Source organism: Pedobacter gandavensis (genome assembly GCF_032677645.1).
GTDB classification, from domain to species: Bacteria; Bacteroidota; Bacteroidia; order Sphingobacteriales; family Sphingobacteriaceae; genus Pedobacter; species Pedobacter gandavensis_A.
This window is the reverse complement of sequence record NZ_JAVTSB010000001.1, coordinates 360,446-385,224: the sequence shown is the minus strand read 5'-3', so window position 1 is coordinate 385,224 and position 24,779 is coordinate 360,446. Positions and strand designations below refer to the sequence as shown.

Genomic DNA, 24,779 nt, shown 5'->3' with positions numbered 1-24,779 from the left:
CTGATGGAAAAGAAAATCGCGCTTAGTAAACCAAGATTGTCATCCCTGGAGATCTTTAACATGAGTGCCGGATTTTTCGGTATCCAGTTTGGATTTGCATTACAAAATGGAAATGCTTCTAGAATCCTGCAAACCTATGGTGCAGATGTGGAGCATTTATCGCTTTTTTGGTTAGCAGCCCCTTTAACAGGGATGATTGTACAGCCCATCATCGGTTATTATAGTGATAAGACCTGGAATAGATTTGGCAGAAGAAGGCCTTTCTTCCTGGTTGGTGCCATATTAACGGCTATTGCCCTGGTTTTAATGCCCAACTCTGCCGCTATGGCCAGCCTTTTACCGCCCATCATTATTGGTGCAGGGATGCTGATGATCATGGATGCTTCGATTAATGTAGCGATGGAGCCTTTTCGTGCGCTGGTGGGGGATAAACTCCCTGAAAGCCAAAGGAGTTCTGGCTTTTCCATGCAGACTTTCCTGATTGGCGCAGGAGCGCTTACCGGTTCCTGGATCCCTTATATCCTTTCCGAATACCTGGGCGTATCCAAAGTGGCAGCGCCCGGATTTGTACCACTCAACGTGATTTATTCCTTTTATGTAGGTGCTGCGGTATTGCTGGGTACTATTTTATGGACGGTGATCACCACCAAAGAATATCCGCCGGAAGAAATGGAACGTTACCATGACGGTGCTGCGGAAGAAGAAACCAAGGGCATCATGTCTATTTTTAGCGATTTCTCTAAAATGCCTTTAACGATGAGGCAGCTGGGCCTGGTACAGTTTTTCTCTTGGTTTGCACTGTTTTCGATGTGGGTATTTACCACGCCGGCCATTGCACAACATATATATAAGGTAGCTCCGGGAGATACTTCGTCGGTACAGTTTGCCGATGCCGGTAACTGGGTAGGGATTCTTTTCGGGGTTTATAATGGAGTTTCCGCAATTTATGCGCTGTTGCTACCGGCTATTGCCAGGGCTACCAGCAGGAAGATCGCCCATGCGTTCTCCTTAACAGCGGGCGGACTGGGCTTATTATCCATTTATTTTATCACAGATCCGCAACACCTGATTTATTCGATGATCGGGGTTGGCCTGGCCTGGGGAAGTATCCTTTCTATGCCTTATGCGATTTTATCGAGCTCGATTCCAGCGCGTAAAATGGGGGTGTATATGGGGATTTTCAACTTCTTCATTACCATGCCTCAAATCATAAACGGCTTCTTTGGCGGTATGATTGTCGACAAGTTTTACGATGGGAAAGCGATTTATGCGATTGTACTGGCAGGGATTTTCATGATCCTGGGGGCGATTTCCGTGCTTTACATTCAGAGCAATCAAGAAAAAGAGGTCTGATTATCTGGGGCAGAATCCGCTTAAACGCAAGAAAGACCTCGATATTATGGAATTTATATTAAAATTTTTACCTAAAACCAGGTGGTCTGCAAATTTTTAAATAAAATGCCTATTTTTACGGCCCGCTTATGGAACAGATAAAAACATCATTTGATTTCGAAAAACCTTTAGTTGAATTAGCTCAGCAGATTGAAAAGGTTAAACAGGTTGCCGATAAAACGAAAGTAGATATGTCTGCTACCTTGACTGAACTGGAAGAGAAGTTAGCTGAGACTCAGCGAACGCTTTACACCCATCTTACAGGATGGCAGAAAGTTCAGATGTCCCGTCATCCGGAAAGGCCACAAACCCTGGATTACATCAGTATGATCTGTGATGATTTCATAGAAATGCACGGCGACAGAACAGTAGGAGACGATAAAGCCATTATTGGTGGTTTCGCTACTATTGCCGGTGAAACGGTAATGGTTATCGGACATCAGAAAGGTAAAAATACTAAAGAGCGTCAGTACCGTAATTTTGGTATGGCGAATCCTGAAGGATATAGAAAAGCATTGCGTTTAATGCGTCTTGCCGAAAAATTCAATAAACCAGTGATTTCTTTTATTGACACGATGGGAGCTTATCCCGGACTGGAAGCAGAAGAACGCGGACAAGGGGAGGCGATTGCGCGTAACCTGTTAGAAATGTCTGTTCTAAAAGTACCAATCCTTTGTTTTGTGATCGGTGAAGGTGCATCAGGTGGTGCATTGGGTATCGGTATCGGAGACCGCGTATACATGTTAGAACATACCTGGTATTCTGTAATTTCTCCTGAATCCTGCTCTTCTATTTTATGGCGCAGCTGGGACTTCAAAGAAAAGGCTGCAGAATGTCTTAAACTGACTTCTGATGATATGTACAGCAATAAATTGATTGATGGCATCATTACAGAACCACTGGGAGGTGCACACCAGAATCCTGAGGTTATGAGCGAAACAATCAAAGAACGCATCGTAAGCGACATCAAAGCGTTAAAGAAATTGAAAACGGAAGACATGATCACGAAGAGAATTGATAAATTCTGTGCAATGGGTGTAGTAAACGAATAGAATAACTTATAAAATATAAAGGAAAGGGCTGCAATTTAGATTGCAGCCCTTTTTTGTTGAGCCAGCTAAAATCTTAGGCATAAAAAAAGAGCACCCAACCTGGATGCTCTTTTTTTATGATGGAGGAACTTATTGTGCCGGGAAGAAAGGAGAGAATCTCGCCTCTAACAGGTTAAATTTCTCCGTTAGGTCCTTGCTTAGTTTTGTTTGCTTGTTCTCGGCAGTAGTTCTGGCCATAGAGTTCAGGAAGGATAAACCTAACTGTACATTTTGTCCGCCTACAAACCTTCCTTTGCTTTCAGAAACATCAGCCAGGTAAGTCAGTTCTTTCATGATATAATCTGCTGATTTTTCGATCAGAGCATTTGCTCTTTTCACATCATCCAGTTGGTACAGATTTTCTGCCATGAAGTAAGCACCCATCATCGAACGCATACCGTAGAATTTCTCCGGCATAACTTCAAAATAACGTGCGACTACTTTCTGTGCATCTTCTTTTTTACCTTCTTTCAATAAGCCGCTGATGGTATTGTTGAATACATTGGTAAAGATAGAAATGTCATCCGCAGATTGTGGATCAAGGTATTTCGCATTCTTTACGTTACCCCATACAAATTTGTTCATCACATTATTGTATAATACCGGCGTATTGATCAGCTCGTTTCTTGAAACCGTAGTATCGACTTTTAAAGGCATTAAATGTAAAGCTAAACCTTCATTGTAAAGGTATTTATCCAGGCCGTTATACTGCTCAGAAGGTACTGTACTTGCGAAATAGATTGGTCTTTTCCAGTTGTTATGAACCAGGATGTCGAACATCGCTAAAGTACCTTTCGTTACATAGCCTTTGTTGAATGTCCATTCGATTGCAGGAGCGATTTTAGCAGAATCAGCTGCGCTAACGATGCCATTCTTAATTACTGCTTCTTTATCTACTGTAATTTTAAAGTTCTTGGTAGGAATGAAGTTTACTTTTCTACCATCATTTAAAGGTACTTTATCTTCACTGTTTTCAGAAAGCAACAAGTCAACAATGTTCTTCAGTTCGATATGTCCGGCGATATCTGCATTTTGGTAATACATCACATCTCTAACACCCTGAACATACTGAGATTCCTTCATAGAGATCGGAAGCGGCTCAGATTCGTTCATTTTACGTTTCATACCATTGATATACCAATCCGTATCAAACAAACTCAGATTCACTAACCTAATGTCAGGTCTGATGTTTTCCACTTCTTGAGCATACCATAATGGGTAGGTATCATTATCACCATAGGTAAAGAGGATGGCATTTGGCGCACAGGATTGCAGGTAATCTACTGCGATATCATGGGCAACCATTTTGGTCGAACGATCATGATCATCCCAACCCTGAGCCGCCATAATTACCGGTGCAGCAAATAAGCCCACAACAGTTGCTAAAACAGCGCCGGTAGCCGGGTTAATCTTTTTAAATACCCATTCACGCAGGGCGAGGACACCGAATCCGACCCAGATGGCAAAGGCATAGAACGATCCTGCATAAGCGTAATCACGCTCCCTTGGCTCCATTGGTTTCTGATTCAGGTACAACACAATGGCCATACCGGTAAAGAAGAACAATAAGGCTACAATTCCTGCATCTTTCTGGTTTCTTTTGAAATGCCAGATTGCACCAGCCATACCCAATAAGAAAGGAAGGAAGAAGAAACGGTTGTAAGCATTGCTGTCTACAATAGAAGGAGGGAGGTTCTTCTGGCTACCCAGACGTAAAGCATCAATGAATTTGATACCACTTAACCACTGACCTTCGTAGATACTACCTTGTCCCTGGTCGTCATTTTGTCTACCAACAAAGTTCCAGAAGAAATACCTCATGTACATTTGTCCGGTTTGGTATGATAACAGGAATCCGATATTGTCAATTAAGCTTGGGAAGTGATCATCACTAAAGCCCATCATGTCTTTATAGTAAGCCACGTGACCAGCGTCATCGCTGTACATACGTGGGAAAGGCGTGATTCTATCGTATTCGTAATCCGATTTTTTACCGGCTACTTCATACTTGTCAGCACCTTTTCTGTATAATGTTTTTCCTTCAACCGTGCTAACTGGTTGTGAATTATAGTTAGGACCGAATAATAAAGGTCTGTCGCCATATTGCTCTCTATTCAGGTAACCTAAGAAAGAGAATACGTTATCAGGCGCACTATTATTTAAATTAGGGTTTGCTTTTGCACGGATGATGATCATCGAGAAAGAGCTATAACCAAAAAGAATCAGCACTGCCGAAAGTAAGGCCAGGTTAAGGACCTTCTTCTCATGTTTGATGGAATATCTGATGCCCCATACGAAACCGCCAACCAATAGGATTGCGAAGACCAGTACACCAGTTCCAAAGCCCATACCTAAAGTATTCACGAAGAATAAATCGAAGTAAGCACCAAAAGATACTACATATTGAATAATTCCATATTGAATTACGGCAAGAATCAGGATCCCTACAATACCGGCTTTAATGGTTCCGGCGGTAGTTGGGTTTTTAGTTTTCTTGAAATAATAAACAAAGGCGATAGCCGGAATGGTTAGTAAGTTTAAGAGGTGAATCCCGATGGATAGCCCCATGATATAAGCGATAAACAACAACCAACGGTCTGCGCGGGGCTCATCAGCAACGGCTTCCCATTTTAAGATGGCCCAGAATACGATGGCGGTGAACAGCGAAGAAAGTGCATATACTTCAGATTCTACAGCGGAGAACCAGAAACTATCTGAGAAAGTATAAGCTAAAGCACCTACAACACCTGCACCCATAATCGAGATCAGGTTATATTGACTTACTGCTTCTTTTTCCTTAACCAGTACTTTTTTCGCTAATGCGGTGATGGTCCAGAATAAGAAAAGGATAGTTGCAGCACTGGCGATTGCCGAGCCTACATTCATAAAGTAAGCGACTTTAGTAAGATCACCCATGGCAAAAAGGGAGAAGAACCGCTGTATCATTAAGAACAAGGGGGCTCCCGGTTGGTGTACTACCTGCATTTTTAAGGCGGAGGCGATAAATTCACCGCAATCCCAAAAGCTTACTGAGGGTTCTAATGTTAGAATATACGTCACTGCTGCGATCAGAAAACAAAGCCAGCCGGTAAGGTTGTTGATTTTTGTATAGTTCATTTCTTAATTAAATAGTTATTAAAGTCGCGCTAATTAAATGCAGCCGAAAATAAAGAATAAGATTGATAAACTAACAAAGTAAGGGGGAGTTTAACAAATTTAACACACCTATATATAGGTTCTTTTCCGTTTATCTGATTGGGACCTCTTATATATGTCCATTTTCCCTTAGTCCATATCACCGGATTTTGCCCTGTTTTCAATTATTTTAAAATATTTTAATCCTGCCTGAGGTATAAATGCAGGTGCTTTTTCCTAAAATCCAGCAGGGGCAGATTTTTTTTCAAAAAAAGTTTATTTTTTTTACCCTAAGCAACTTCCTCATTTTAAATAGTTTATTTCTTTTCTGAATCAAAGGGCTAATCTTTTTTAAACTTTTTTTGCGACAGGACTTGCAGGTATCAAAAATCTGCGTACATTTGCATCAGAATTCAGAGCAACATTATCCGCTTCGAAATTTAAATTGAAAGATTGCCCGATAGTATAAAGGTAGTACAACGGTTTTTGGTACCGTTTGTCTAGGTTCGAATCCTGGTCGGGCAACAAAACATATTCGGATTGTGGTTCATTTCACAATCCGATTTTTTTTAACCTAGCATTGATACACCTCTAATCATGCCATTGCAGTTTAATCCAGTTAAACTTTTTGCCGGAACAGGTACAAAAGAATTAGCAATCAAAATTGCCGACAGCTACGGCAAACCTTTAGGTGATGTCACCTTGAACAGGTTTAGCGACGGCGAATTTCAACCTTCTTACGATGAAACAGTACGCGGTTGCGATGTCTTCATCATCAATTCTACTTACCAGCCAAATGATAACTTAATGGAGTTGTTGTTAATGATTGATGCCGCTAAACGTGCATCTGCTCATTACATCACTGCGGTAGTTCCTTATTACGGTTTGGCAAGACAGGATAGAAAAGATAAGCCACGTGTTGCGATTGGTGCCAAATTGGTTGCCAACTTGTTGAAATCGGCAGGTATCCACAGAATCATGACGATGGACCTTCATGCTGCTCAGATTCAAGGTTTCTTCGATATCCCTGTAGACCATTTAGATGGATCAGTGATTTTCGTACCTTATATCAAAAGCTTAGGCCTGGAGAATCTAACGATTGCTTCACCGGATATGGGCGGTTCTTACAGAGCGCGTACTTTTGCAAAGTTCTTCAATGCAGAGGTAGTGATCTGTGATAAACGACGTAAACGTGCCAATGAAATTGAGTCAATGTCGATCATTGGTGATGTAGTTGGTTTAGATGTGGTTTTAATTGACGACATTTGCGACACGGCAGGTACTTTATCCAAAGCAGCAGCGCTGATCATGGAAAAAGGAGCGAAAAGTGTGCGTGCCGTTTGTACACACCCGGTGTTATCAGGTAAGGCTTATGAAACGGTAGAAAACTCAATGTTAGCTGAGTTGATCGTGACAGATACCATTCCTTTGAAACGTCAGAGTGATAAAATCAGGGTATTGAGTACTGCTGAATTATTTGCAAAAGCAATTGCCAATGTAAATGAGCACGGTTCTATCAGTGACCTTTTTAGAGTTTAATAATAACAATTAATATATATAAAATGAAAACAATCGCAATTAGCGGTTCTCCAAGAGAGAACGTAGGGAAACGCGATGCTAAAGAGCTTCGCTATGAAGGTAAAGTTCCTGCGGTATTGTATGGTGGTACTGAGCAAAAACACTTTGCTGTAATTACAACCGAATTAAAGGATGCTATTTACACTCCAGAAGCAAACTTTATTGAAATTGACATTAATGGTACTAAAACTAAAGCTATCATTAAAGAATTACAATTTCACCCACTTACTGACTTATTATTACACGTAGATTTTCTTCAGTTATTTGATGACAAAGAAATCTTAATGGAAATCCCTGTTAAAATCGCAGGTACTTCTCCAGGTGTTAAAATGGGTGGTAAATTAGTACAGAAATTACGTAAACTTCGTGTTAGAGCTTTCCCTAAAGATATGCCTCAAACAATTGAAGTGAGCATCTCAAAATTAGAAGTTGGTAACTTGTTCCGTGTACGTGATCTTGCAACTGCAGCATACACAATCACTAACACTCCAGAAGATACTATCGTATCTGTTGGTATGTCAAGAGCTTTAAAACAAGCTGAGAACGAAGCTAACAAGAAATAATTTCTTTTTAGTCCAATCTAAAAAAGCAGTATCGGTAACGGTACTGCTTTTTTTTGCTTAAAAAAATGATTCAATAGCTGTTCTCAGCTAAACTATTATATTTGCAGGAGATGAAATACTTAATCGTTGGTTTAGGGAATATAGGTCCGGAATACGCACATACGCGTCATAATATTGGTTTTGATATTGCTGATGAGCTGGTAAAAGAGCTTGGAGGTACTTTCTCTAATATCCGACTGGCCTATTATACCGAAGTTTCTTTCAAAGGGAGAAAGCTCCATGTGATCAAGCCAACCACTTATATGAACCTGAGTGGAAAAGCGGTAAATTATTACATGAGGGAATATAACATCCCCCTGGAAAACGTATTGGTGATCGTGGATGACCTGGCTTTGCCATTGGGGAAGCTTCGCCTGAAAATGCAGGGCAGTAGTGCCGGGCATAACGGCTTAAAGAGCATTGAAGAACTTTGCGGCGGACAAGCCTACCCAAGATTGCGTTTTGGGATCAGTGATAACTTTGCTAAAGGCAGACAAGCGGATTATGTATTGGGCCATTTTGATAAGGACGAGCAATTGGAACTTCCGGCATTGATTGGCAAAAGCGTGGACCTGATTAAAAGTTTTGTAACCGTTGGTCCAGCTTTAACTATGACTGCCTTTAACAAATAAAGGCAGCTTATTTTATCGCGTATTTCCTGATTTTCTCATGAAGTACATCCAGTTCAAATGGTTTACTCACCACATCATTTGCCCCTGCATCAATAGCGGTTTGCTTGTCGGTTTCTAAAACTGCTGCGGAGAAGGTGATGATCGGAATGTTTTCTTTCCCTTTCACAAAGCCTTCACGAATGAGTTTTATGGCATCCAGACCGTTCATTACCGGCATAAAAGTATCCATCAGGATCAGGTCGTAATCTGCTGCGGCTAATTGTGCTAAAGCATCCTTTCCATTCTCTACAACGTCTGGAATCACCTGCCAGTCTTTCAGTATTTTGATGATCAGAAACTTGTTGATCGGATTGTCTTCCGCCACAAGGATTCTCAATCCGGCAAAATGATCCAGCGCAGGCTTAATCACCGGTTTAATCACCACCGTATCTTTTACCGTTTCATACCAGTTGCTGAAAGAGAAAGTACTGCCGGTTCCTTCTTCACTGGAAACTTCCAGCACACCGCCTTTTAGTTTCGCCAGGTTCCTGACAATCGAAAGTCCCAGTCCGGTGCCACCAAATTTGACGGTTGTTTGTTCATCCGCCTGCTCAAAAGTTTCAAAGATCTTCTCAATATTGTTTTTAGCAATGCCGATACCGGTATCCCTCACCGAAAACTTAATGTGTAAGTTGTTTCCTTTCCGATCAATGATTTCTGTTTTTAAATGCACAGATCCCTGATTAGTGAACTTAATGGCATTGCCAATCAGGTTCATCAGGATCTGATTCAAACGGAGCGAGTCTGCCAATACAGCATTTGGCAGTTCCGGATCTAAATCCATACTAAGCTCCAGTTCTTTTTCCATGGCACGAATGCGTAAAAGGTTGACCACCGAGTTACATATTTTAGCCAGATCAGTTTCAGAACGGTTGATCTTGAACTTTCCGGATTCTATTTTTGATAAGTCCAGAATATCATTGATCACCCCTAAAAGAGAATCGGAAGAGATCTCCAGGAGGCTCACCATTTCCTTTTGTTCCGGACTCAGGTCTGTTTTGCCCAGCAGGTTCGCCAATCCGATGATCCCGTTAATCGGGGTGCGGATTTCATGACTCATATTGGCCAGGAAATTTTCCTTGATGCGCTTGCCTTGTTCTGCTTCTTCTTTAGCCTTGATCAATTCCTTCTGGTAGGCGATCAGTTCCTGATTTTTTCTTTTGATCTCACGTTCCGTTCTCACCAGGCGGATAAAGGAATCTACTTTGGCAGAAGTTACGTAAGGATCCAGCGGTTTGTAGAGGTAGTCTATGGCACCGGAATTCAATCCTTTTACGGCATACTTGGTTTCCTTGGAAATGGCAGTTACAAATATGATCAGGATTTCTTTGGTCCGGGGGTTGCTTTTTAAGATTTCTACCAGTTCAAATCCATCCATCTCCGGCATTTGAACGTCCACCATTGCAATTGCTATATCCTTCTCCCAGGATATCCTCAATGCCTCATTTGGGTTGGTGGTGGTAATGATGTTGATGTCTTTCCTTTGCAGCAATGCCTCCAGGGCAACGATGTTTTCCGGTCGGTCATCAACAATTAATATATTAATCTTTTCCATGTTAGGTCTTACTGAGGGATGATAATAAAGGCCCTTAAGCTATTTTTTGGTAAATGTTATTTTTCTTATCTATAATTTTGAAGCGACCGGTTTCGGTACTTCTTAAGGTTTCTTTGGCACCCAGACAGAGGAAGCCAAAATTCGCCAGGCTGTTGTAAAACAGTTCAATCACCTTCTTCTGTAAATCTGTATTAAAATAGATGAGCACATTTCGACAGGAGATCAGTTGAAACTCATTAAATACCCCATCCGAAGCCAGGTTATGTGCCGAAAACAACAAGTTCTTTTTTAAAGAATGGTTGATCGAAGCAGCCTCATACCTTGCGGTATAATAATCAGAAAGGGTATGAATGGCGCCCGTCTTTTGATAGTTTTCTGAAAACTGTTTCATCTTTTGTAAATCATAAATACCGTTTTTGGCGAAATCAAGGACATCATTATTGATGTCTGTTCCGTAAAAAAAGCTTCGGTCATACAGTTCCTCATCGGCAAACAGGATGGCAAATGAATAGACTTCTTCTCCGCTAGAGCAACCTGCATTCCATACTTTAATGCGCTGATAAGAGCGGAGGTAAGGGATGATCTGCTCCTTCACCGAACGGTAAAAGGAAGGATCTCTAAACATTTCAGTCACGTTTACCGTAATTTCAATGAGGAAAGACTCAAAATAATCATGGTCGTTGGTCAGTAAAGTACGTAAGTCAAAAAGACTTAGTTTTTGCAACTGCATAATTCTGGTCACCCTTCTTTTTAAAGAGGCCGGGGAATAATCGCTGAAATCAAAACCATGTATGTTTTTTATAAAATCAATGAGTTCGGTTAGCTGCTCATAACTGAGGTAATCTTCTTCTTCTTTCTCCATATTAACTTAACCAGACTCTTAACATAGACAACAACTTATCCATATCAACAGGTTTAGAAATGTAATCGTTTGCTCCGGCCTCAATACAACGCTCACGATCGTTTTTCATTGCCTTGGCAGTCAATGCAATAATCGGGAGTTTAGCAAAGCGTTTTTCTTTTCTGATGGCCTTCATGGCTTCATAACCATCCATTTCAGGCATCATGATATCCATCAATACCAGGTCGATCTGTTCAGATTCTTCCAGTTTTTCCAGGGCTTCCCTGCCGTTATTGGCAATCACGATTTTAAGGTCGTACACCTGTAAGGCACTGGAAAGTGCGAAAATATTCCGCATATCATCATCGGTGATCAGGATGGTTTTATCTTTCAATACCTTCTCCATAGTGGAAACACTTTTTCCTTTTCCTGGATTGGCTTTTGCAGGGCCATCCTGTTTCAGCTTGTTGATAAACAAGCTTACTTCATCTATCAGGCGGTCGTTAGACTTGTTCGATTTTAATACCATCGCATCTGTGTACCTCATGATCTGCGCCATTTTCTCCTGATCCAATTCCATTGCGGTATTGATGATCACCGGGATATGGGCATGTAATGGCTGCGATTTAATCTGATCCAATAAGTCGAATCCGGAGATGTCAGGCAGTTTTAAATCGAGGATGATGCAATCAAAAACCTGATCATTTAACAGATCTAGGGCTTCTTTGCCGGTAAATGCCTGTTTCACATCTACTCCTTTTTCTGTCAGCTGCTCGGTCAGTTCCCTGCTTTGTAACTCCTGATCTTCGATCACGAGCACACTTTTGAAATTGTATTTCAGGTAGGCAGCACTTAATAAATTAAAGGCCTCATCCAGTTGCTCTTTTTCTACGGGTTTTTTAAGGAAACCAATGGCTCCTTCTTTTTTCGCTTTACTGGCCTTTTCATTTCCTGCCGACATCATGTGAACGGGAATGTGTTTGGTTCTCGGATCCGCTTTCAGCTTTTTAAGGATCGTCCAGCCATCCATAACCGGTAGCATCACATCCAGTACAATCGCATCCGGTAGGTGTTCAAAGGCCATGGCTAAACCGGTATCTCCGCTATGCGCCAGAATTGGCTGGAAACCTTTTTCCAGGGCATAATCGTTCAATACATCGGCAAATACCTCATCATCTTCGATAATCAGGATTCTTTGCGACAGGTCGCCTTGTTTTTCCGCTGAAGGGAAGGATTCAAAAACTGCAGGAGCAGGGGTGTAAACTTCGGAAGGAGTGCTAACTCCCTGTTCTATATGTAGAAATTTATTGTTTTTTGGGAGGTACAGGGTGAAAATACTACCTTCATTAGGTTTACTACTCACCTGGATTTCTCCACCCAGCAGGTAAGCGAGTTCCTTGCTGATGGATAAACCAAGGCCCGTGCCGCCAAACTTTCTGCTGGTAGAACCATCCGCTTGCTGGAAAGCTTCAAAAATGAGCTTCTGCTTGTCTTCCGGAATACCAATGCCAGAATCTTTAACGGTAATGCCAATGATTTCTTCTTTGGTATTTTTGAGGCGATCTGCATAAAACACGGTGTTCTGATCCGCTTTGCTGATCGTTAAACTAATGTGACCGTATTCCGGTGTAAATTTAAAGGCGTTAGAAAGCAGGTTTTTCACAATTTGCTCTACCCTGGACTGGTCGGTTACGATAGTTTCCGGAAGATCCGGGGCCAGGTCCGTCTGGAAGTCAATCTTCTTACTTCTGGCCAGTTCATTAAACAAGGATTCCATACTCTGACTGATCACAGCAGGTTTTACCTTTTCAATATTCAGGTCTACTTTTCCGGATTCAATTTTAGATAAATCCAGAATGTCATTAATCAGGGCCAATAAATCGTTACCTGCATTATGAATCACACCGGCATATTTTATCTGGTCTTCATTCAGATTCTCCGGTCTGTTTTCTTTTAATATTCTAGCCAGAATCAGGATACTATTTAAAGGAGTCCGGAGTTCATGACTCATATTGGCCAGAAACTCCGATTTATATTTACTGGAAATCTCCAGTTCTTCGGCTTTTAAGCTGATGGCTTCTCTGGCCTGATTGATCGAGATATTACGTTCTTCGAGCTGCTGTGCTTTTTCTTCCAGCTCGGCATTGGTTTGACGCAATTCTTCCTGTTGCACCCGCAGTTCCTCTTCCGAAGATTGCAGCTGATCGGTTTTATAGATCAGCTCCTCATTTGTGGTTCTCAATTCTTCCTGCTGACTCGCCAGTTCTTCTGCCTGCTGTTGTGTTTGCTCAAATAAGTCTCTTAATTTAACACGGGCAACGGCACTATTTACCGCCAATCCGATGCTCTCACTGATCGTGTTTAAGAATAAAATCGTTTTTTCGTCAGGATCCTGTTGTAAACCGAGTTCAATCACGGCAAGGGTTTCCTCCTCAAATACGATAGGCACCAGATAAATGCTTTGCGGAATTGTGCTACCTAAACCGGAACGGATTTTCAGGTAGTTGAGTGGCACATTCTTAAATAATTTAGCTTGTTTTTCTGAGGCTGTTTGTCCAACCAGACCCTCTCCATAATGATATTGGCTGGTTTCTCCTTTTTTAGGCTGATACGCGTAGCCACCGGTAAAGCGGAATAGATTTCTCGATTTACTGAGCAGGAAAAATGCCCCTACCGGAGCGTCGATATAATTACTGATCCGGGTGACAATATTTGCCGAAAGCTCTTCCACTTCCTGTTCTCCGCGCATGGCATTATTAACCTCAGATGCGCCGGAAAGTAACCAGTTCTTCTGCTCATTCTCTGCGGATATCTTTTCTAATTTTAAGTTGGACTCCCTGATCTGGCCTTCTGTTTCTTTCTGCTGATCAAAGGTCCTTCTGATGTAAGTAAACAAGAATAAGATCAAGCCGAAGATGATGAATGCACTTAAAGAAATGATCAGGGTACTTCGCTGACTGCTTGCGATGGTATTCGCTTTGCGCGATGCCAGGAGCTTAAATTCTACTTCAATCATTTTCCTGCTGAAGGCAAGAATTTTGTCCTTATAAAGTTGGCCACCACCATCCAACACACGTGTAGTAGCTCCTGCAGCACCTTCCTTATCGTAAATCCGGATCACTTCCTGCATCTCCGCCACCTTTTTATGGGCATAAAAATCCAGGGAATCTGCACGTTCCTGTTGATCCTCATTGTCGGAAAGCAGCCTTTTTAAATCCTGAACGGTCTCCAGGATCATGGGCGCATTCTTATTATATGGCCTTAAGTAGTCGGTTTTTTTAGACAGGATAAAACCTCTTAGCGCACTTTCTGAATTCAGTACCTGAACCTCGGTGTTTTTAATCAGATTAATAACCTCATAAGTGTGACTTTGCCATTGGGTATCCTCTTTTAGTTTCTCTACGCTGAGATAGGAGGTGATGGCAGATACCAGTACAAACAATAAGGAAACAGTAAATCCTGTTAATACTTGTTGTTTAAAAGTTAGTTTAAACATAGAATAGAACAATTAAGTATGGGGGAAATTACCAGGAATCGTGGAGGATATCGAAACCGAAAAAAGGGCATAAAATCCCCTTAGTGCCTATATTACAAATAAATAAGGCAGTTTTTGTTCTTTTTATTGCCGTTTTTTACAATTTCATTAAGCACCCCCACAGTGCAAGATAAAATCAACACAATAATAACGATAATAAATTTTATTTTTGTGCTTATGATCATATACGGAATACCAAATTGTAACACAGTAAAAAAGGCAAGAACCTGGCTGGCAGATCAAGGATTCAGCCCCTTATTTCATGACTTCAAAAAGCAGGGAATTACGGCAGAAAAGCTGGAAGAATGGTGTACTGCTTTTGGCTGGGAAAAGGTTTTGAATAAAAAAGGAACGACCTGGAAAAAGCTGAGTCCGGAGCAACAAAATAGTGTTGTGGATACCCAAACTGCGGTTCAGATCCTGTTGAATCATACCAGTGCGATAAAAAGACCAGTAGTAGAAATTGAAGGCAAAGCGGTGCTGATTGGTTTTGATGAAGCAGCCTACGAAACAATCTTAAAATAGTTAAATCTTTTGCTGTTAATTTTTGTTAAACAGTTTCATATAGATAGAAACAGTGTTACATTTGGTTATGACTAAATATTTATTTTTGTTCTTCGTTAGTATTGCTCCTCTAGGTCTGTGGGCACAAACAACAATTACCGGTGCGGTTTATGACTTCGATAACAAGTCTTTCCCGATGCAGGATGTGCTCGTAAGAAACCTGGACAATAAGAAGTCCATCAAAACAAAAGCTGCCGGACAGTTTAGTCTGCCTGCAAAAGTGGGTGATTTAATCGAATTCTCACATCCTGGGTTCCATACGGATACTTTATACCTGATTGACCTGAAACCGAAAATGGTTTATCTTCCGGTAAAATCTACTGAATTAAAAGGCGTAGAGATCAAAAGTGCCAAGGTAAATCCTGAGGTATTGGTGAATGGACAAGGCAAACCGATTAAAAGAATCATGACCGATGGCCTGGAAGGCAAAAAGAATAATGACAGAGCAGGGGGCGTAATTGTGAACCTCGGCTATGGCAGAATGAAAAGAGAAAGAGAAAAAGTCCGCTTCCTGGAAGAAAGAGACGCTTATGAGACCGAGATCAGAGAACATTTCAATGAGAAAACCGTTAGTGATTTAGTGAAATTACAAGGTCAGGAATTGAAAGACTTCATCGTGATGTACCGTCCAAATGTGGCTTTAGTGATGAGCGAACGTCCTTTTAACTATAATTACTATATCGCAAAAGCATACAATGCCTGGAAAAAACTTCCGGTAGATCAGCGCAAATTACCGCCGATGCCGAAGTTAAAGTAGCCTTAATAAAACCGTTACAATGGTTGGGAATAAATATTCATTTTATACCTTTAGTTCGAATCTAAACCCAACACATTATGATGATGAATAAGTTTACCCTCCTGGGGGTATTGTTATGCGCATTTGGTTTTAGTTCCATGGCGCAACAAGCCGGTGGCAACTACGATCCTCATGCGGCTTTTAACCCGTTATTTTATACCCAGAATGGCAATGAATTCCGTTCTGCGAGTGGCTATCCAGGCCCTAAATACTGGCAAAACCGTGCCGATTACCAAATTACAGCGAACCTTGATGATGCTAAAAATCTGGTCACAGGCACGGTTACCATTACTTATAAAAACAATAGTCCGGATAAATTGCCATACTTATGGCTGCAAATGGACCAAAACCTTTTTGCGGAAAACTCAAGAGGAAACTCTTTGATTGCTGCTGGTAGCCGTTACGGTGCCAGAGGGGAGAAAGTAAACGGAGGTTATAAAATTGAAGGACTTAGCGTTGCTCAAAAAGCTAAACCGGTTAAGTTTACTTCGATCACTGAAGATACCAGGATGCAGATTCGTCTGGATCAGCCTTTGGCGGCAAATGGAGAGGTGATCACCATCAAAATGAATTTTTCTTTTATCATCCCGATTAATGGTTCCGACCGTATGGGGCACCTGACTACTAAAAACGGGGAGATTTTCTCTATCGCACAGTGGTTCCCAAGGATGGCTGTTTATGATGACATCATCGGCTGGAACACACTTCCTTATTGGGGTGCCGGAGAATTTTACTGTGAATACGGAGACGTTGATTTCGCAGTTACCGCTCCTGCAAACCATATCGTAATGGGTTCTGGTGAACTGGTAAATCCTCAGGAGGTATTTACTGCGGAGCAACTGGCGCGCTGGAATAAAGCAAAACAAAGTGATAAAGTAGTCACTATTCGTTCTGAAGAAGAGGTGACCGATCCTAAATCGCGCCCTGGAAGCGGAAAATTAACCTGGAAATTTAAGATCAAAAACACCCGTGATGTGGCTTGGGCTTCTTCCAAAGCATTCGTAGTAGATGCGGCAAGAATCAACCTCCCAAGTGGTAAAAAGTCTTTAGCAATTTCTGCACATCCGGTAGAAAGTAATGGTAAAGATGGTTATGGTCGTGGTGCGGAATATGTAAAAGCTTCTATCGAATATTATTCTAAAAAATGGTTCGAATATCCTTACCCAATGGCGATTAATGTGGCCAGTAATGTAGGTGGTATGGAATATCCAGGTATTGTTTTTTGTGGCTGGAAAGCTAAAAATGGCAGTGCATGGGGCGTAATTGACCATGAATTTGGACATACCTGGTTCCCGATGATTGTGGGTAGCAATGAGCGTAAATATGGCTGGATGGATGAAGGTTTTAATACGTTCATCAATGGCTTGTCGGCCGCTGAATTTAACAATGGTGAATATAAACGTAAGCCTTCCGATGTACAGGCGATTGGTAAGTCGCTGGCTAATGATCAGCAGGAATATGTGATGCTAACGCCGGATGCGATGAAAGAAGTCAATATCGGAACGAACTTATATTATAAACCAGGTGTTGGTTTAAACATATTAAGAGATCAGGTATTGGGTGCAGATCGTTTCGATTACGCCTTTAAAAAATATATAGAAGCATGGGCTTTCAAACACCCTACGCCATTCGACTTTTTCCGTTCGATGGAAAACGGAGCCGGAGAAGACCTTTCCTGGTTCTGGAGAGGCTGGTTCCTGGAAAACTGGAAAACAGATCAGGGCATTGCTGGTGTTAAAGAAGTAAATAAAGACGGCGCAATTGTTGGTTATAATATTCAGGTTGCCAATCTGGAAAAAATGCCAATGCCGATCATTATAGAAGTGAAAACGAAAAGTGGAAAGACAGATATCATCAGGTTACCGGTAGATATCTGGATGAGAAATACCAGCTGGACGATCAATTACCCAACTACAGAAGAAGTGGTTTCGGTAACACTGGATCCGGAAAAGGTACTTCCTGATTCGAATTCTTCCAATAACACCTGGAATAAATAACATAAAGAAAGGCTTCCGGATTTAAACTCCGGAAGCCTTTCTTTATTCTTTATCAGGGTTTAAGACTTCCATTTCATAGATCTGTAAGTCGAAAAATCTCGCCGAGGCCAGGAGGTGGTCAAATATATCGGCCATGATATACTCATAATCAATCCATTTGGTAGTTCCGGTAAAGGCATAGATTTCTATGGGTAATCCGGTTGCAGTAGGGGCGAGTTGCCTCACCATCATGGTCATCTTTTTATGGATGCCACTATGGTTGGCGATATAATTATCTATATACTTCCGGTATAGTCCCGCATTGGTCAGGTTTCTGCCGTTGATCAGTAAAGTTTTATCAGCACCTACGCGCTCATTGTTTTTATTGATGTCTTTCTGGCGGTGGTCTATATAGGCCGTCAGTGATTGTATTTTTCTGAATTCTTCCAGTTCTTCCGGGGTAATGAAACGGATGGTAGATTGGCGGATAAAAATAGCACGTTTGATTCTTCGCCCACCGGATTCGCTCATTCCTCTCCAGTTTTGAAAAGAATCTGAGACTAAAGAATACGTAGGGATGGTGGTAATGGTCTTGTCAAAGTTCTGCACTTTCACGGTGGTCAGGTTGATTTCCATCACATCACCATCAGCACCGTATTTTGGCATCGTGATCCAGTCGCCAATACGGACCGTATCATTGGTACTCACTTGTATACTCGCAACAAAACCCATAATCGTATCCTTAAACATCAGTAATAATACTGCGGAAGCTGCACCCATTGCCGTAAAAGCAACGGCAGGATTTTGCCCGGTGAGGATAGAGAATATGATGACAAATGCAATCAGGTAAAATATAATCCGGATTACCTGCAGGTAACTTTCTATCGGTTTGGAGCGAAAAGTTGCTTTTTTCCTTAAAGATTCTGCACCGGATTTGACCAGTGTCATGATCACCCAGATGATCAGGATCACCAGGTATGCATCAGTCAGTTTGATCAGTGCCTTTGTTAAGGTAGGAAAGGAATGGAAAATCATCTCCACCGTGTTCCTGATCAGGGAAACTGCGGCCAGTAAGGCAATATAATGGGCGAGTTTATTTTCCAGCAGATGCAGAAAAAAATCAATTCGGGTGGTTTTTACGATGCGGATTAAAGCAATCCGGAGTAAGCGTCTGAGCAAGTCATGTAATAAATATACGGCAATGACCAGGACTACCAAAAGGGCCAGCAGGTTTACAAAAGTGGCTATGCTTTCAGGAACCCCCCATTTTAAAAGGATATTATAGGTACTGCGGCCGATGTCATCAAAGTCAAATTCGTAATCTTTTAAGCTCATTTCTACTGTTTTTACTGATGATGGCAGGTTACAAAAAAATAACCGGAAAGACAATTATCCATCTTGAAATTTACTTGTCATAGTAAATTCTATAGACAAGATTAGCGAAATCATCAGAAACCAACAGGGAGCCGTCTTTTAACTGGAGCACATCTACCGGTCTGCCCCAGGCTTTTCCATCTTTCAGCCAGCCGGTAGCAAAAGGTTCATAGCTGAGTACTTTATTGCCATCCAGTTTAACCAGGGAAATCCGGTACCCCGTAGGTACTTTCCTATTCCATGAGCCATGTTCTGCGATGAAGATCTGGTTTTTATAAGATTTAGGAAATTGATCACCGGTATAGAATTTCATACCCAGTGCAGCGGTATGGGCGTTGAGTTTTGCCTGAGGAGGAGTATAGTCTTTCGGGTTTTTTCCCTTACCGAATTCCGGATCTAGGATGTCTCCGGCATGCACAAATGGGTATCCGAAGTTCATACCCGCTTTTTCTGCGCGATTGAGCTCATCCGCAGGAATGTCTTCTCCTAACATATCCCTGCCGTTATCCGTAAACCAAAGTTCTTTAGTTCGGGGATTCCAGTCGAAACCAACAGAATTACGAACGCCATTGGCAAAGATTTCAAATCCGGTTCCATCGGGATTCATGCGGGTGATGGAGGCATACCTTTTATCTTTATCGGAATTGTCGCAAATATTGCAGGGGGCACCCACGGGTACATAGAGTTTTCCATCCGGGCCGAAAGCGATGTATTTCCAGCCATGGTGGGTATCTGTTGGCAGTTTATCATAAACGAGAACGGGTGTAGGAGGCTTGGCCAGCTGCGCTTCAATATTGTCGTAGCGCCAGATTTTGCTGATTTCGGCTACATATAAGCTACCATCTTTAAAGGCGACTCCATTGGGCATGTCTTTTAGACCTTGCGCGATGATATAGGTTTTTTCGGCGATGCCATCTTTATTTTCATCTACCAGGGCGTAGACTTTATCGCCATCGCGGTTGCCGACAAATACGGTTCCATTGGCACCCAGGGCCATAGACCTGGGATTGTCTACCTTGGCAAAAACTTCGATTTTAAAGCCTTCCGGTAGTTTGATATCTTTAAGTCTGGGTTCTGCTATTTTTTCCATTGGACGGTTACAGGTAACCGCCATCAAGGGGATGCATAGGATCAGGCTGAAAACAGGGGTTAAGTACTTCATCAGATTAAGGAAATGGTGTTAAAGGATAACGCCTGAATTCCTGTAATTGTTTGGTACTTAACCCGGTTAATACCTGAATAGGGATGTTATCTTGCTTTAAAAAAGCTTTCTTTCAATTTTTCAGCATCAATCATCGCTTCCGGAGCATCCAGGCGGATCAACCAACCTTTTTGTTTCAGCAGGGTGATATCTACTTTGGCCACTGAAAGATCTTTTCCTTTGATACGCTCATGGTAAACGATTGGGGCTTTAGGCTCCACATTTGCCGGGGTATGGAATAAGATTTCCAGTTTAAATTTAGGCCAGATCTGAATGTCAGCCAATTGCGCTGAATAAATCTTTTTGGTCGAATGAGCAGGGATAATAGCTGCAAACTCCCCTTTATAGTGATCTCCTTTTTCTGTGGTTAAGCTGGCTAACAATTGGAAAGAGCTTTCATTAACGAGGTGGAAATGGGCAACAGAAGTACTGTGCTGATCGGTGATCAAACCCAGGTATATGCCATCTTTAATAAATTCTGCTTCCGGAATGACTACCGCCGGGCGGTTAGAAACGATATCACTAACCGGGATTTCATCGTGTACTAAAGTCACTTTGGAAGCCAGTACAGGAATTTCAAAATCATTGGAATCGGTTACGCCAACGGTATCTTTATCGATGATTCTGGTGATATAACCTTCTATATTTTCGTCTACGAAACGAACAAACTCTCCTAATTTAAATTGCATGAGGTAGGAATTAAGTAAAACTGAATAGTACAAATTTAGTCATTAGGAATTAGAGTCTTTTTATGCGGAAGGTATTTAAGAGCCGGAAATTCTTATTATTTTTGTAGCATGACAGAAACAGGACAGCCAAATAATCCTTTACATGGTAAAACACTGGAGTTTATTGTGAAACAATTGGTCTGGCATTATGACTGGCCGGAAATGGGCAGATTGATTCGGGTAGAATGTTTTTTGAATAACCCGAGTTTAAAATCCAGCTTAAAATTTTTACGCAAGACCGATTGGGCAAGGAAGAAAGTAGAGAAGCTTTACTTAGACACCTTCCACTAATATATAAGACCGGCTACACCATTACTATACTGCTGGTATAGTAGTGCTGGTTGATGAGGAGTTGTCGGAGGGCTGACGAGGGCTTGCTTAGGTATAAGCCTTAACCAACCGTCAGGAACTCCTCTCCAACCCCTCGTCAGCCCTCCGGCAACCAGCAGCACTATACGGACGCTATACGATCAGTATTGCATTTCTATCTCAATTTCACAGCAGTTCTGTTGTTCCTAACCCTTCTGATACTATTGATATTAGGTAATTCTACCTCAGAATTATTTTTGCGTTAAGCCCTTGATTTATAAATTGTATTATCCTACCTTTGCAGTCCCTTATTATAGGGGTAAAGTTTTTAAATATTAATAGAAAACAAAAAGAACAATGCCAACCATTCAACAATTAGTTAGAAAAGGTAGAGTAGCACTGGAGTTCAAGAGTAAGTCTCCTGCGTTGGACAGCTGTCCACAGCGAAGAGGTGTATGTACACGTGTATATACCACTACCCCTAAAAAACCAAACTCAGCAATGCGTAAAGTTGCCCGTGTACGTTTAACCAATGGTAAAGAGGTGAATGCCTATATTCCAGGTGAAGGTCACAATTTACAGGAGCACTCCATTGTATTGATCCGTGGTGGTCGTGTTAAAGATTTACCAGGAGTACGTTATCACATTATCCGTGGAGCTTTAGATACTTCAGGAGTTGCTGGTCGTAACCAACGTCGTTCAAAATATGGTACTAAACGTCCTAAGCCAGGACAAGTAGCAGCAGCTGCAGCACCAAAAAAAGGTAAAAAGAAATAATTAGGAGGAACAACAAATGAGAAAGTCAAAACCAAAAAAGAGAATTATCCTTCCTGATCCAAAATTTAACGATGTTCAGGTGACCAGATTTGTAAACAATATGATGTACGATGGAAAAAAATCTATCGCATATAGTATTTTTTACGATGCTGTTGAGCTTGCTGAGAAAAAAGCTGGCGAGAACGGTCTAGAAGTGTGGAAACGTGCTTTAACAAATGTAATGCCTGCAGTAGAGGTTAAATCTCGTCGTGTAGGTGGTGCAAATTTCCAGGTACCTACAGAGGTAAGACCTGACCGTAAGATTGCTTTAGGCATGAAATGGTTAATTTCTTACGCTCGTAAACGTGGTGAAAAAACCATGAAAGAAAAATTAGCAGGTGAAATCGTTTCAGCAGCTAAAGGTGAAGGTGCAGCAGTTAAGAAAAAAGAAGATACGCATAAAATGGCTGAGGCTAACAAAGCGTTCTCTCATTTCCGTTTCTAATCATACAGAATCATAAAATGTCAAGAGACTTAAGATTTACAAGAAATATTGGTATTGCCGCGCACATTGATGCAGGTAAGACCACTACTACAGAGCGTATTCTTTACTATGCAGGTGTTAGTCATAAAATTGGTGAAGTGCACGAAGGTGCAGCAACAATGGACTGGATGGCACAGGAGCAGGAACGTGGTATTACCATTACTTCTGCTGCTACAACTGTTGGTTGGAAATACAGAAATCAAGATTATCATATCAACATTATTGATACACCGGGTCACGTAGATTTTACCGTAGAGGTAAACCGTTCCCTACGTGTATTAGATGGATTGGTATTCTTGTTCTCAGCAGTTGATGGTGTTGAGCCTCAATCTGAAACTAACTGGCGTTTGGCTAACAACTATAACGTTGCCCGTATCGGCTTCGTAAACAAGATGGACCGTTCAGGTGCAGATTTCTTGAAAGTTGTTGGACAAGTTAAAAGCATGTTAGGCTCTAATGCAGTTCCATTACAGTTACCTATCGGTGCTGAAGATACTTTCAAAGGTGTGGTTGATTTAATCAACAACCGTGGTATCGTTTGGAATGAGCATGATAAAGGAATGACCTTTACTGAAGTACCAATTCCAGAAGATATGTTGGATGAGGTTGCTGAATGGAGAGAGAAATTGTTAGAATCAGTTGCTGATTACGATGAGTCATTGATGGAGAAATTCTTCGATGCTCCTGAAACGATCACTGAACGTGAAGTTTTAGACGCTTTACGTAAAGCAGTATTGGATGCTAAAATTGTACCTATGGTTTGTGGTTCATCTTTCAAAAACAAAGGTGTTCAGACAATGCTTGATTACGTGATGGAATTATTGCCTTCACCAATGGATCAGGAAGCTATCGTTGGTATCAATCCTAACACTGGAGAAGAAACTTTACGTCACCCTGATGAAAAAGAGCCTTTTGCAGCTTTAGCATTTAAAATTGCAACAGATCCTTTCGTAGGTCGTTTATGTTTTATCCGTGTGTATTCAGGTAATTTAGAAGCTGGTTCATACGTTTATAACGCACGTTCTGAGAACAAAGAGCGTATCTCCCGTATCTTCCAAATGCATGCAAACAAGCAAAACCCAATTCCTAATGTAGGTGCTGGTGATATTGCTGCTGTTGTAGGCTTTAAAGATATCAAAACAGGTGATACACTTTGTGATGAGAAAAATCCAATCATTCTGGAATCAATGAACTTCCCTGAGCCGGTTATCGGATTAGCTATTGAGCCTAAAACTCAAGCTGATATTGATAAATTAGGTATGGGATTAGCGAAATTGGCAGAAGAAGATCCTACATTTAGAGTTCAAACTGATCAGGAAACTGGCCAGACTGTAATCTCTGGTATGGGTGAGCTTCACTTAGACATTCTGATTGACCGTCTTAAACGTGAGTTTAAGGTTGAGGTTAACCAAGGTGCACCACAAGTAGCTTACAAAGAGGCAATTAACGGAACAGTACAACACCGTGAGACTTACAAAAAACAATCTGGTGGACGTGGTAAATTCGCGGACATTCAAGTTATCATTTCTCCAATCGATGCCGATTACGAAAAAGGGGGCTTACAGTTTGTAAATGAAATCTCTGGTGGATCTATTCCACGTGAATTTATCCCTTCAGTAGAAAAAGGATTTGCAGCATCTATGTCTAACGGCGTATTGGCTGGATACCCGCTACCTGATATGAAAGTTCGCTTAATTGATGGTTCATTCCACGCAGTCGATTCAGATGCTTTATCTTTCGAACTTGCAGCTAAAATGGCTTACCGTGAAGCATTACCTAAATGTAACCCTGTATTGATGGAGCCAATCATGAAAATCGAAATCTTAACCCCTGAAGAAAACATGGGTGATGTTATCGGTGACATGAACCGTCGTCGTGGTCAACTATTAGGAATGGATACACGTGCTGGTGCTCAGGTAATTAAAGCAACTGTACCACTTTCTGAAATGTTCGGTTATGTAACTCAGTTACGTACGATCACTTCTGGACGTGCAACTTCAACAATGGAATTTGATCATTACGCACCTGCTCCGAAAAACGTTCAGGATGAAGTAATCGCAAAATCTAAAGGAAGAGTTAAATCCGCAGAATAATATAATATTAAATCGGCAGCCGGTTATTAATAGCTCTA

The 24,779-nt window shown here is 41.4% G+C and carries 19 protein-coding genes and 1 tRNA gene; 13 read left to right on the top strand and 7 right to left on the bottom strand.

The annotated features are described in order from the left end of the window. Positions 1-3: 3 nt before the first annotated feature. Complete coding sequence (locus R2Q66_RS01655) at positions 4-1,353, top strand: MFS transporter (protein WP_316746205.1); 1,350 nt, start codon at positions 4-6, stop codon at positions 1,351-1,353. Positions 1,354-1,481: 128 nt separating this feature from the next. Continuing rightward, the gene (locus tag R2Q66_RS01650; RefSeq protein WP_316746203.1) at positions 1,482-2,444 is read left to right on the top strand and encodes an acetyl-CoA carboxylase carboxyltransferase subunit alpha; all 963 of its coding nucleotides are present in this window, start codon (positions 1,482-1,484) and stop codon (positions 2,442-2,444) included. 129 nt (positions 2,445-2,573) lie between these two features. Here R2Q66_RS01650 and R2Q66_RS01645 read toward each other — a convergent pair whose 3' ends face one another. After that, entirely contained in the window at positions 2,574-5,600 is a 3,027-nt protein-coding gene (locus R2Q66_RS01645; RefSeq protein WP_316746201.1) for a DUF2723 domain-containing protein, read from the bottom strand. Between the two features lie 472 nt (positions 5,601-6,072). Here R2Q66_RS01645 and R2Q66_RS01640 point away from each other — a divergent pair. The 4 genes from R2Q66_RS01640 to pth all read left to right on the top strand — a co-directional run bounded on the left by R2Q66_RS01640 (position 6,073) and on the right by pth (position 8,430). Further along, positions 6,073-6,143, top strand: a tRNA-Gln gene (locus R2Q66_RS01640). Positions 6,144-6,215: 72 nt separating this feature from the next. Then, on the top strand, positions 6,216-7,157 hold the full coding sequence (locus R2Q66_RS01635; RefSeq protein ID WP_182957385.1) for a ribose-phosphate pyrophosphokinase: 942 nt from the start codon (positions 6,216-6,218) through the stop codon (positions 7,155-7,157). Positions 7,158-7,180: 23 nt separating this feature from the next. Beyond that, complete coding sequence (locus R2Q66_RS01630) at positions 7,181-7,759, top strand: 50S ribosomal protein L25/general stress protein Ctc (RefSeq protein ID WP_316746196.1); 579 nt, start codon at positions 7,181-7,183, stop codon at positions 7,757-7,759. A 110-nt stretch (positions 7,760-7,869) separates the two neighbouring features. Next, positions 7,870-8,430 (top strand): aminoacyl-tRNA hydrolase, encoded by a 561-nt coding sequence (gene pth / locus R2Q66_RS01625; RefSeq protein WP_316746195.1) that lies wholly within the window; start codon positions 7,870-7,872, stop codon positions 8,428-8,430. A gap of 7 nt (positions 8,431-8,437) precedes the next feature. Here the strand turns inward: pth and R2Q66_RS01620 are convergent, their stop codons facing one another. Genes R2Q66_RS01620 through R2Q66_RS01610 form a run of 3 tightly spaced genes read right to left on the bottom strand, consistent with a single transcriptional unit; the run spans position 8,438 to position 14,361 of the window. Next, a complete protein-coding gene (locus tag R2Q66_RS01620) occupies positions 8,438-10,024 on the bottom strand; it encodes a response regulator (protein ID WP_316746192.1) in 1,587 nt (528 codons plus the stop codon). A gap of 34 nt (positions 10,025-10,058) precedes the next feature. Beyond that, positions 10,059-10,886: a protein-glutamate O-methyltransferase CheR gene (locus tag R2Q66_RS01615; RefSeq protein WP_316746190.1), complete on the bottom strand. Its 828-nt coding sequence runs from the start codon at positions 10,884-10,886 to the stop codon at positions 10,059-10,061. A gap of 1 nt (position 10,887) precedes the next feature. Beyond that, positions 10,888-14,361 carry a response regulator gene (locus R2Q66_RS01610; RefSeq protein ID WP_316746189.1) on the bottom strand — a complete coding sequence of 1,158 codons (3,474 nt, stop codon included), beginning with the start codon at positions 14,359-14,361 and terminating at the stop codon, positions 10,888-10,890. 216 nt (positions 14,362-14,577) lie between these two features. Between R2Q66_RS01610 and R2Q66_RS01605 the strand changes: the two genes are divergently transcribed. The 3 genes from R2Q66_RS01605 to R2Q66_RS01595 all read left to right on the top strand — a co-directional run bounded on the left by R2Q66_RS01605 (position 14,578) and on the right by R2Q66_RS01595 (position 17,757). Then, positions 14,578-14,925, top strand: a complete 348-nt coding sequence (locus R2Q66_RS01605; protein WP_316746187.1) for an arsenate reductase — start codon at positions 14,578-14,580, stop codon at positions 14,923-14,925. Between the two features lie 67 nt (positions 14,926-14,992). After that, the gene (locus R2Q66_RS01600) at positions 14,993-15,721 is read left to right on the top strand and encodes a hypothetical protein (RefSeq protein ID WP_316746185.1); all 729 of its coding nucleotides are present in this window, start codon (positions 14,993-14,995) and stop codon (positions 15,719-15,721) included. A gap of 77 nt (positions 15,722-15,798) precedes the next feature. Continuing rightward, positions 15,799-17,757 (top strand): M1 family metallopeptidase, encoded by a 1,959-nt coding sequence (locus R2Q66_RS01595; RefSeq protein ID WP_316746184.1) that lies wholly within the window; start codon positions 15,799-15,801, stop codon positions 17,755-17,757. Between the two features lie 42 nt (positions 17,758-17,799). Here R2Q66_RS01595 and R2Q66_RS01590 read toward each other — a convergent pair whose 3' ends face one another. The 3 genes from R2Q66_RS01590 to R2Q66_RS01580 all read right to left on the bottom strand — a co-directional run bounded on the left by R2Q66_RS01590 (position 17,800) and on the right by R2Q66_RS01580 (position 21,000). Continuing rightward, positions 17,800-19,071 carry a mechanosensitive ion channel family protein gene (locus R2Q66_RS01590; RefSeq protein ID WP_316746183.1) on the bottom strand — a complete coding sequence of 424 codons (1,272 nt, stop codon included), beginning with the start codon at positions 19,069-19,071 and terminating at the stop codon, positions 17,800-17,802. 70 nt (positions 19,072-19,141) lie between these two features. Further along, positions 19,142-20,272 (bottom strand): sorbosone dehydrogenase family protein, encoded by a 1,131-nt coding sequence (locus tag R2Q66_RS01585; RefSeq protein ID WP_316746182.1) that lies wholly within the window; start codon positions 20,270-20,272, stop codon positions 19,142-19,144. Between the two features lie 86 nt (positions 20,273-20,358). Next, on the bottom strand, positions 20,359-21,000 hold the full coding sequence (locus R2Q66_RS01580) for a hypothetical protein (protein WP_316746181.1): 642 nt from the start codon (positions 20,998-21,000) through the stop codon (positions 20,359-20,361). 108 nt (positions 21,001-21,108) lie between these two features. Between R2Q66_RS01580 and R2Q66_RS01575 the strand changes: the two genes are divergently transcribed. The 4 genes from R2Q66_RS01575 to fusA all read left to right on the top strand — a co-directional run bounded on the left by R2Q66_RS01575 (position 21,109) and on the right by fusA (position 24,741). Beyond that, the gene (locus R2Q66_RS01575; RefSeq protein WP_316746179.1) at positions 21,109-21,330 is read left to right on the top strand and encodes a VF530 family protein; all 222 of its coding nucleotides are present in this window, start codon (positions 21,109-21,111) and stop codon (positions 21,328-21,330) included. Between the two features lie 375 nt (positions 21,331-21,705). After that, a complete protein-coding gene (rpsL, locus tag R2Q66_RS01570; RefSeq protein ID WP_062550445.1) occupies positions 21,706-22,125 on the top strand; it encodes a 30S ribosomal protein S12 in 420 nt (139 codons plus the stop codon). A 16-nt stretch (positions 22,126-22,141) separates the two neighbouring features. Next, positions 22,142-22,609 carry a 30S ribosomal protein S7 gene (gene rpsG, locus R2Q66_RS01565; protein ID WP_062550444.1) on the top strand — a complete coding sequence of 156 codons (468 nt, stop codon included), beginning with the start codon at positions 22,142-22,144 and terminating at the stop codon, positions 22,607-22,609. 17 nt (positions 22,610-22,626) lie between these two features. Continuing rightward, a complete protein-coding gene (fusA, locus tag R2Q66_RS01560; RefSeq protein ID WP_316746175.1) occupies positions 22,627-24,741 on the top strand; it encodes an elongation factor G in 2,115 nt (704 codons plus the stop codon). The last annotated feature ends 38 nt before the right edge of the window (positions 24,742-24,779 follow it).

Excerpts from the sequence above, each read along its gene's own strand:
- R2Q66_RS01655 (WP_316746205.1), top strand. The coding sequence starts at position 4 with ATGGAAAAGAAAATCGCGCTTAGTAAACCAAGATTGTCATCCCTGGAG.
- R2Q66_RS01650 (WP_316746203.1), top strand. The coding sequence starts at position 1,482 with ATGGAACAGATAAAAACATCATTTGATTTCGAAAAACCTTTAGTTGAA.
- R2Q66_RS01645 (WP_316746201.1), bottom strand. The coding sequence starts at position 5,600 with ATGAACTATACAAAAATCAACAACCTTACCGGCTGGCTTTGTTTTCTG.
- R2Q66_RS01635 (WP_182957385.1), top strand. The coding sequence starts at position 6,216 with ATGCCATTGCAGTTTAATCCAGTTAAACTTTTTGCCGGAACAGGTACA.
- R2Q66_RS01630 (WP_316746196.1), top strand. The coding sequence starts at position 7,181 with ATGAAAACAATCGCAATTAGCGGTTCTCCAAGAGAGAACGTAGGGAAA.
- pth (WP_316746195.1), top strand. The coding sequence starts at position 7,870 with ATGAAATACTTAATCGTTGGTTTAGGGAATATAGGTCCGGAATACGCA.
- R2Q66_RS01620 (WP_316746192.1), bottom strand. The coding sequence starts at position 10,024 with ATGGAAAAGATTAATATATTAATTGTTGATGACCGACCGGAAAACATC.
- R2Q66_RS01615 (WP_316746190.1), bottom strand. The coding sequence starts at position 10,886 with ATGGAGAAAGAAGAAGAAGATTACCTCAGTTATGAGCAGCTAACCGAA.
- R2Q66_RS01610 (WP_316746189.1), bottom strand. The coding sequence starts at position 14,361 with ATGTTTAAACTAACTTTTAAACAACAAGTATTAACAGGATTTACTGTT.
- R2Q66_RS01605 (WP_316746187.1), top strand. The coding sequence starts at position 14,578 with ATGATCATATACGGAATACCAAATTGTAACACAGTAAAAAAGGCAAGA.
- R2Q66_RS01600 (WP_316746185.1), top strand. The coding sequence starts at position 14,993 with ATGACTAAATATTTATTTTTGTTCTTCGTTAGTATTGCTCCTCTAGGT.
- R2Q66_RS01595 (WP_316746184.1), top strand. The coding sequence starts at position 15,799 with ATGATGATGAATAAGTTTACCCTCCTGGGGGTATTGTTATGCGCATTT.
- R2Q66_RS01590 (WP_316746183.1), bottom strand. The coding sequence starts at position 19,071 with ATGAGCTTAAAAGATTACGAATTTGACTTTGATGACATCGGCCGCAGT.
- R2Q66_RS01585 (WP_316746182.1), bottom strand. The coding sequence starts at position 20,272 with ATGAAGTACTTAACCCCTGTTTTCAGCCTGATCCTATGCATCCCCTTG.
- R2Q66_RS01580 (WP_316746181.1), bottom strand. The coding sequence starts at position 21,000 with ATGCAATTTAAATTAGGAGAGTTTGTTCGTTTCGTAGACGAAAATATA.
- R2Q66_RS01575 (WP_316746179.1), top strand. The coding sequence starts at position 21,109 with ATGACAGAAACAGGACAGCCAAATAATCCTTTACATGGTAAAACACTG.
- rpsL (WP_062550445.1), top strand. The coding sequence starts at position 21,706 with ATGCCAACCATTCAACAATTAGTTAGAAAAGGTAGAGTAGCACTGGAG.
- rpsG (WP_062550444.1), top strand. The coding sequence starts at position 22,142 with ATGAGAAAGTCAAAACCAAAAAAGAGAATTATCCTTCCTGATCCAAAA.
- fusA (WP_316746175.1), top strand. The coding sequence starts at position 22,627 with ATGTCAAGAGACTTAAGATTTACAAGAAATATTGGTATTGCCGCGCAC.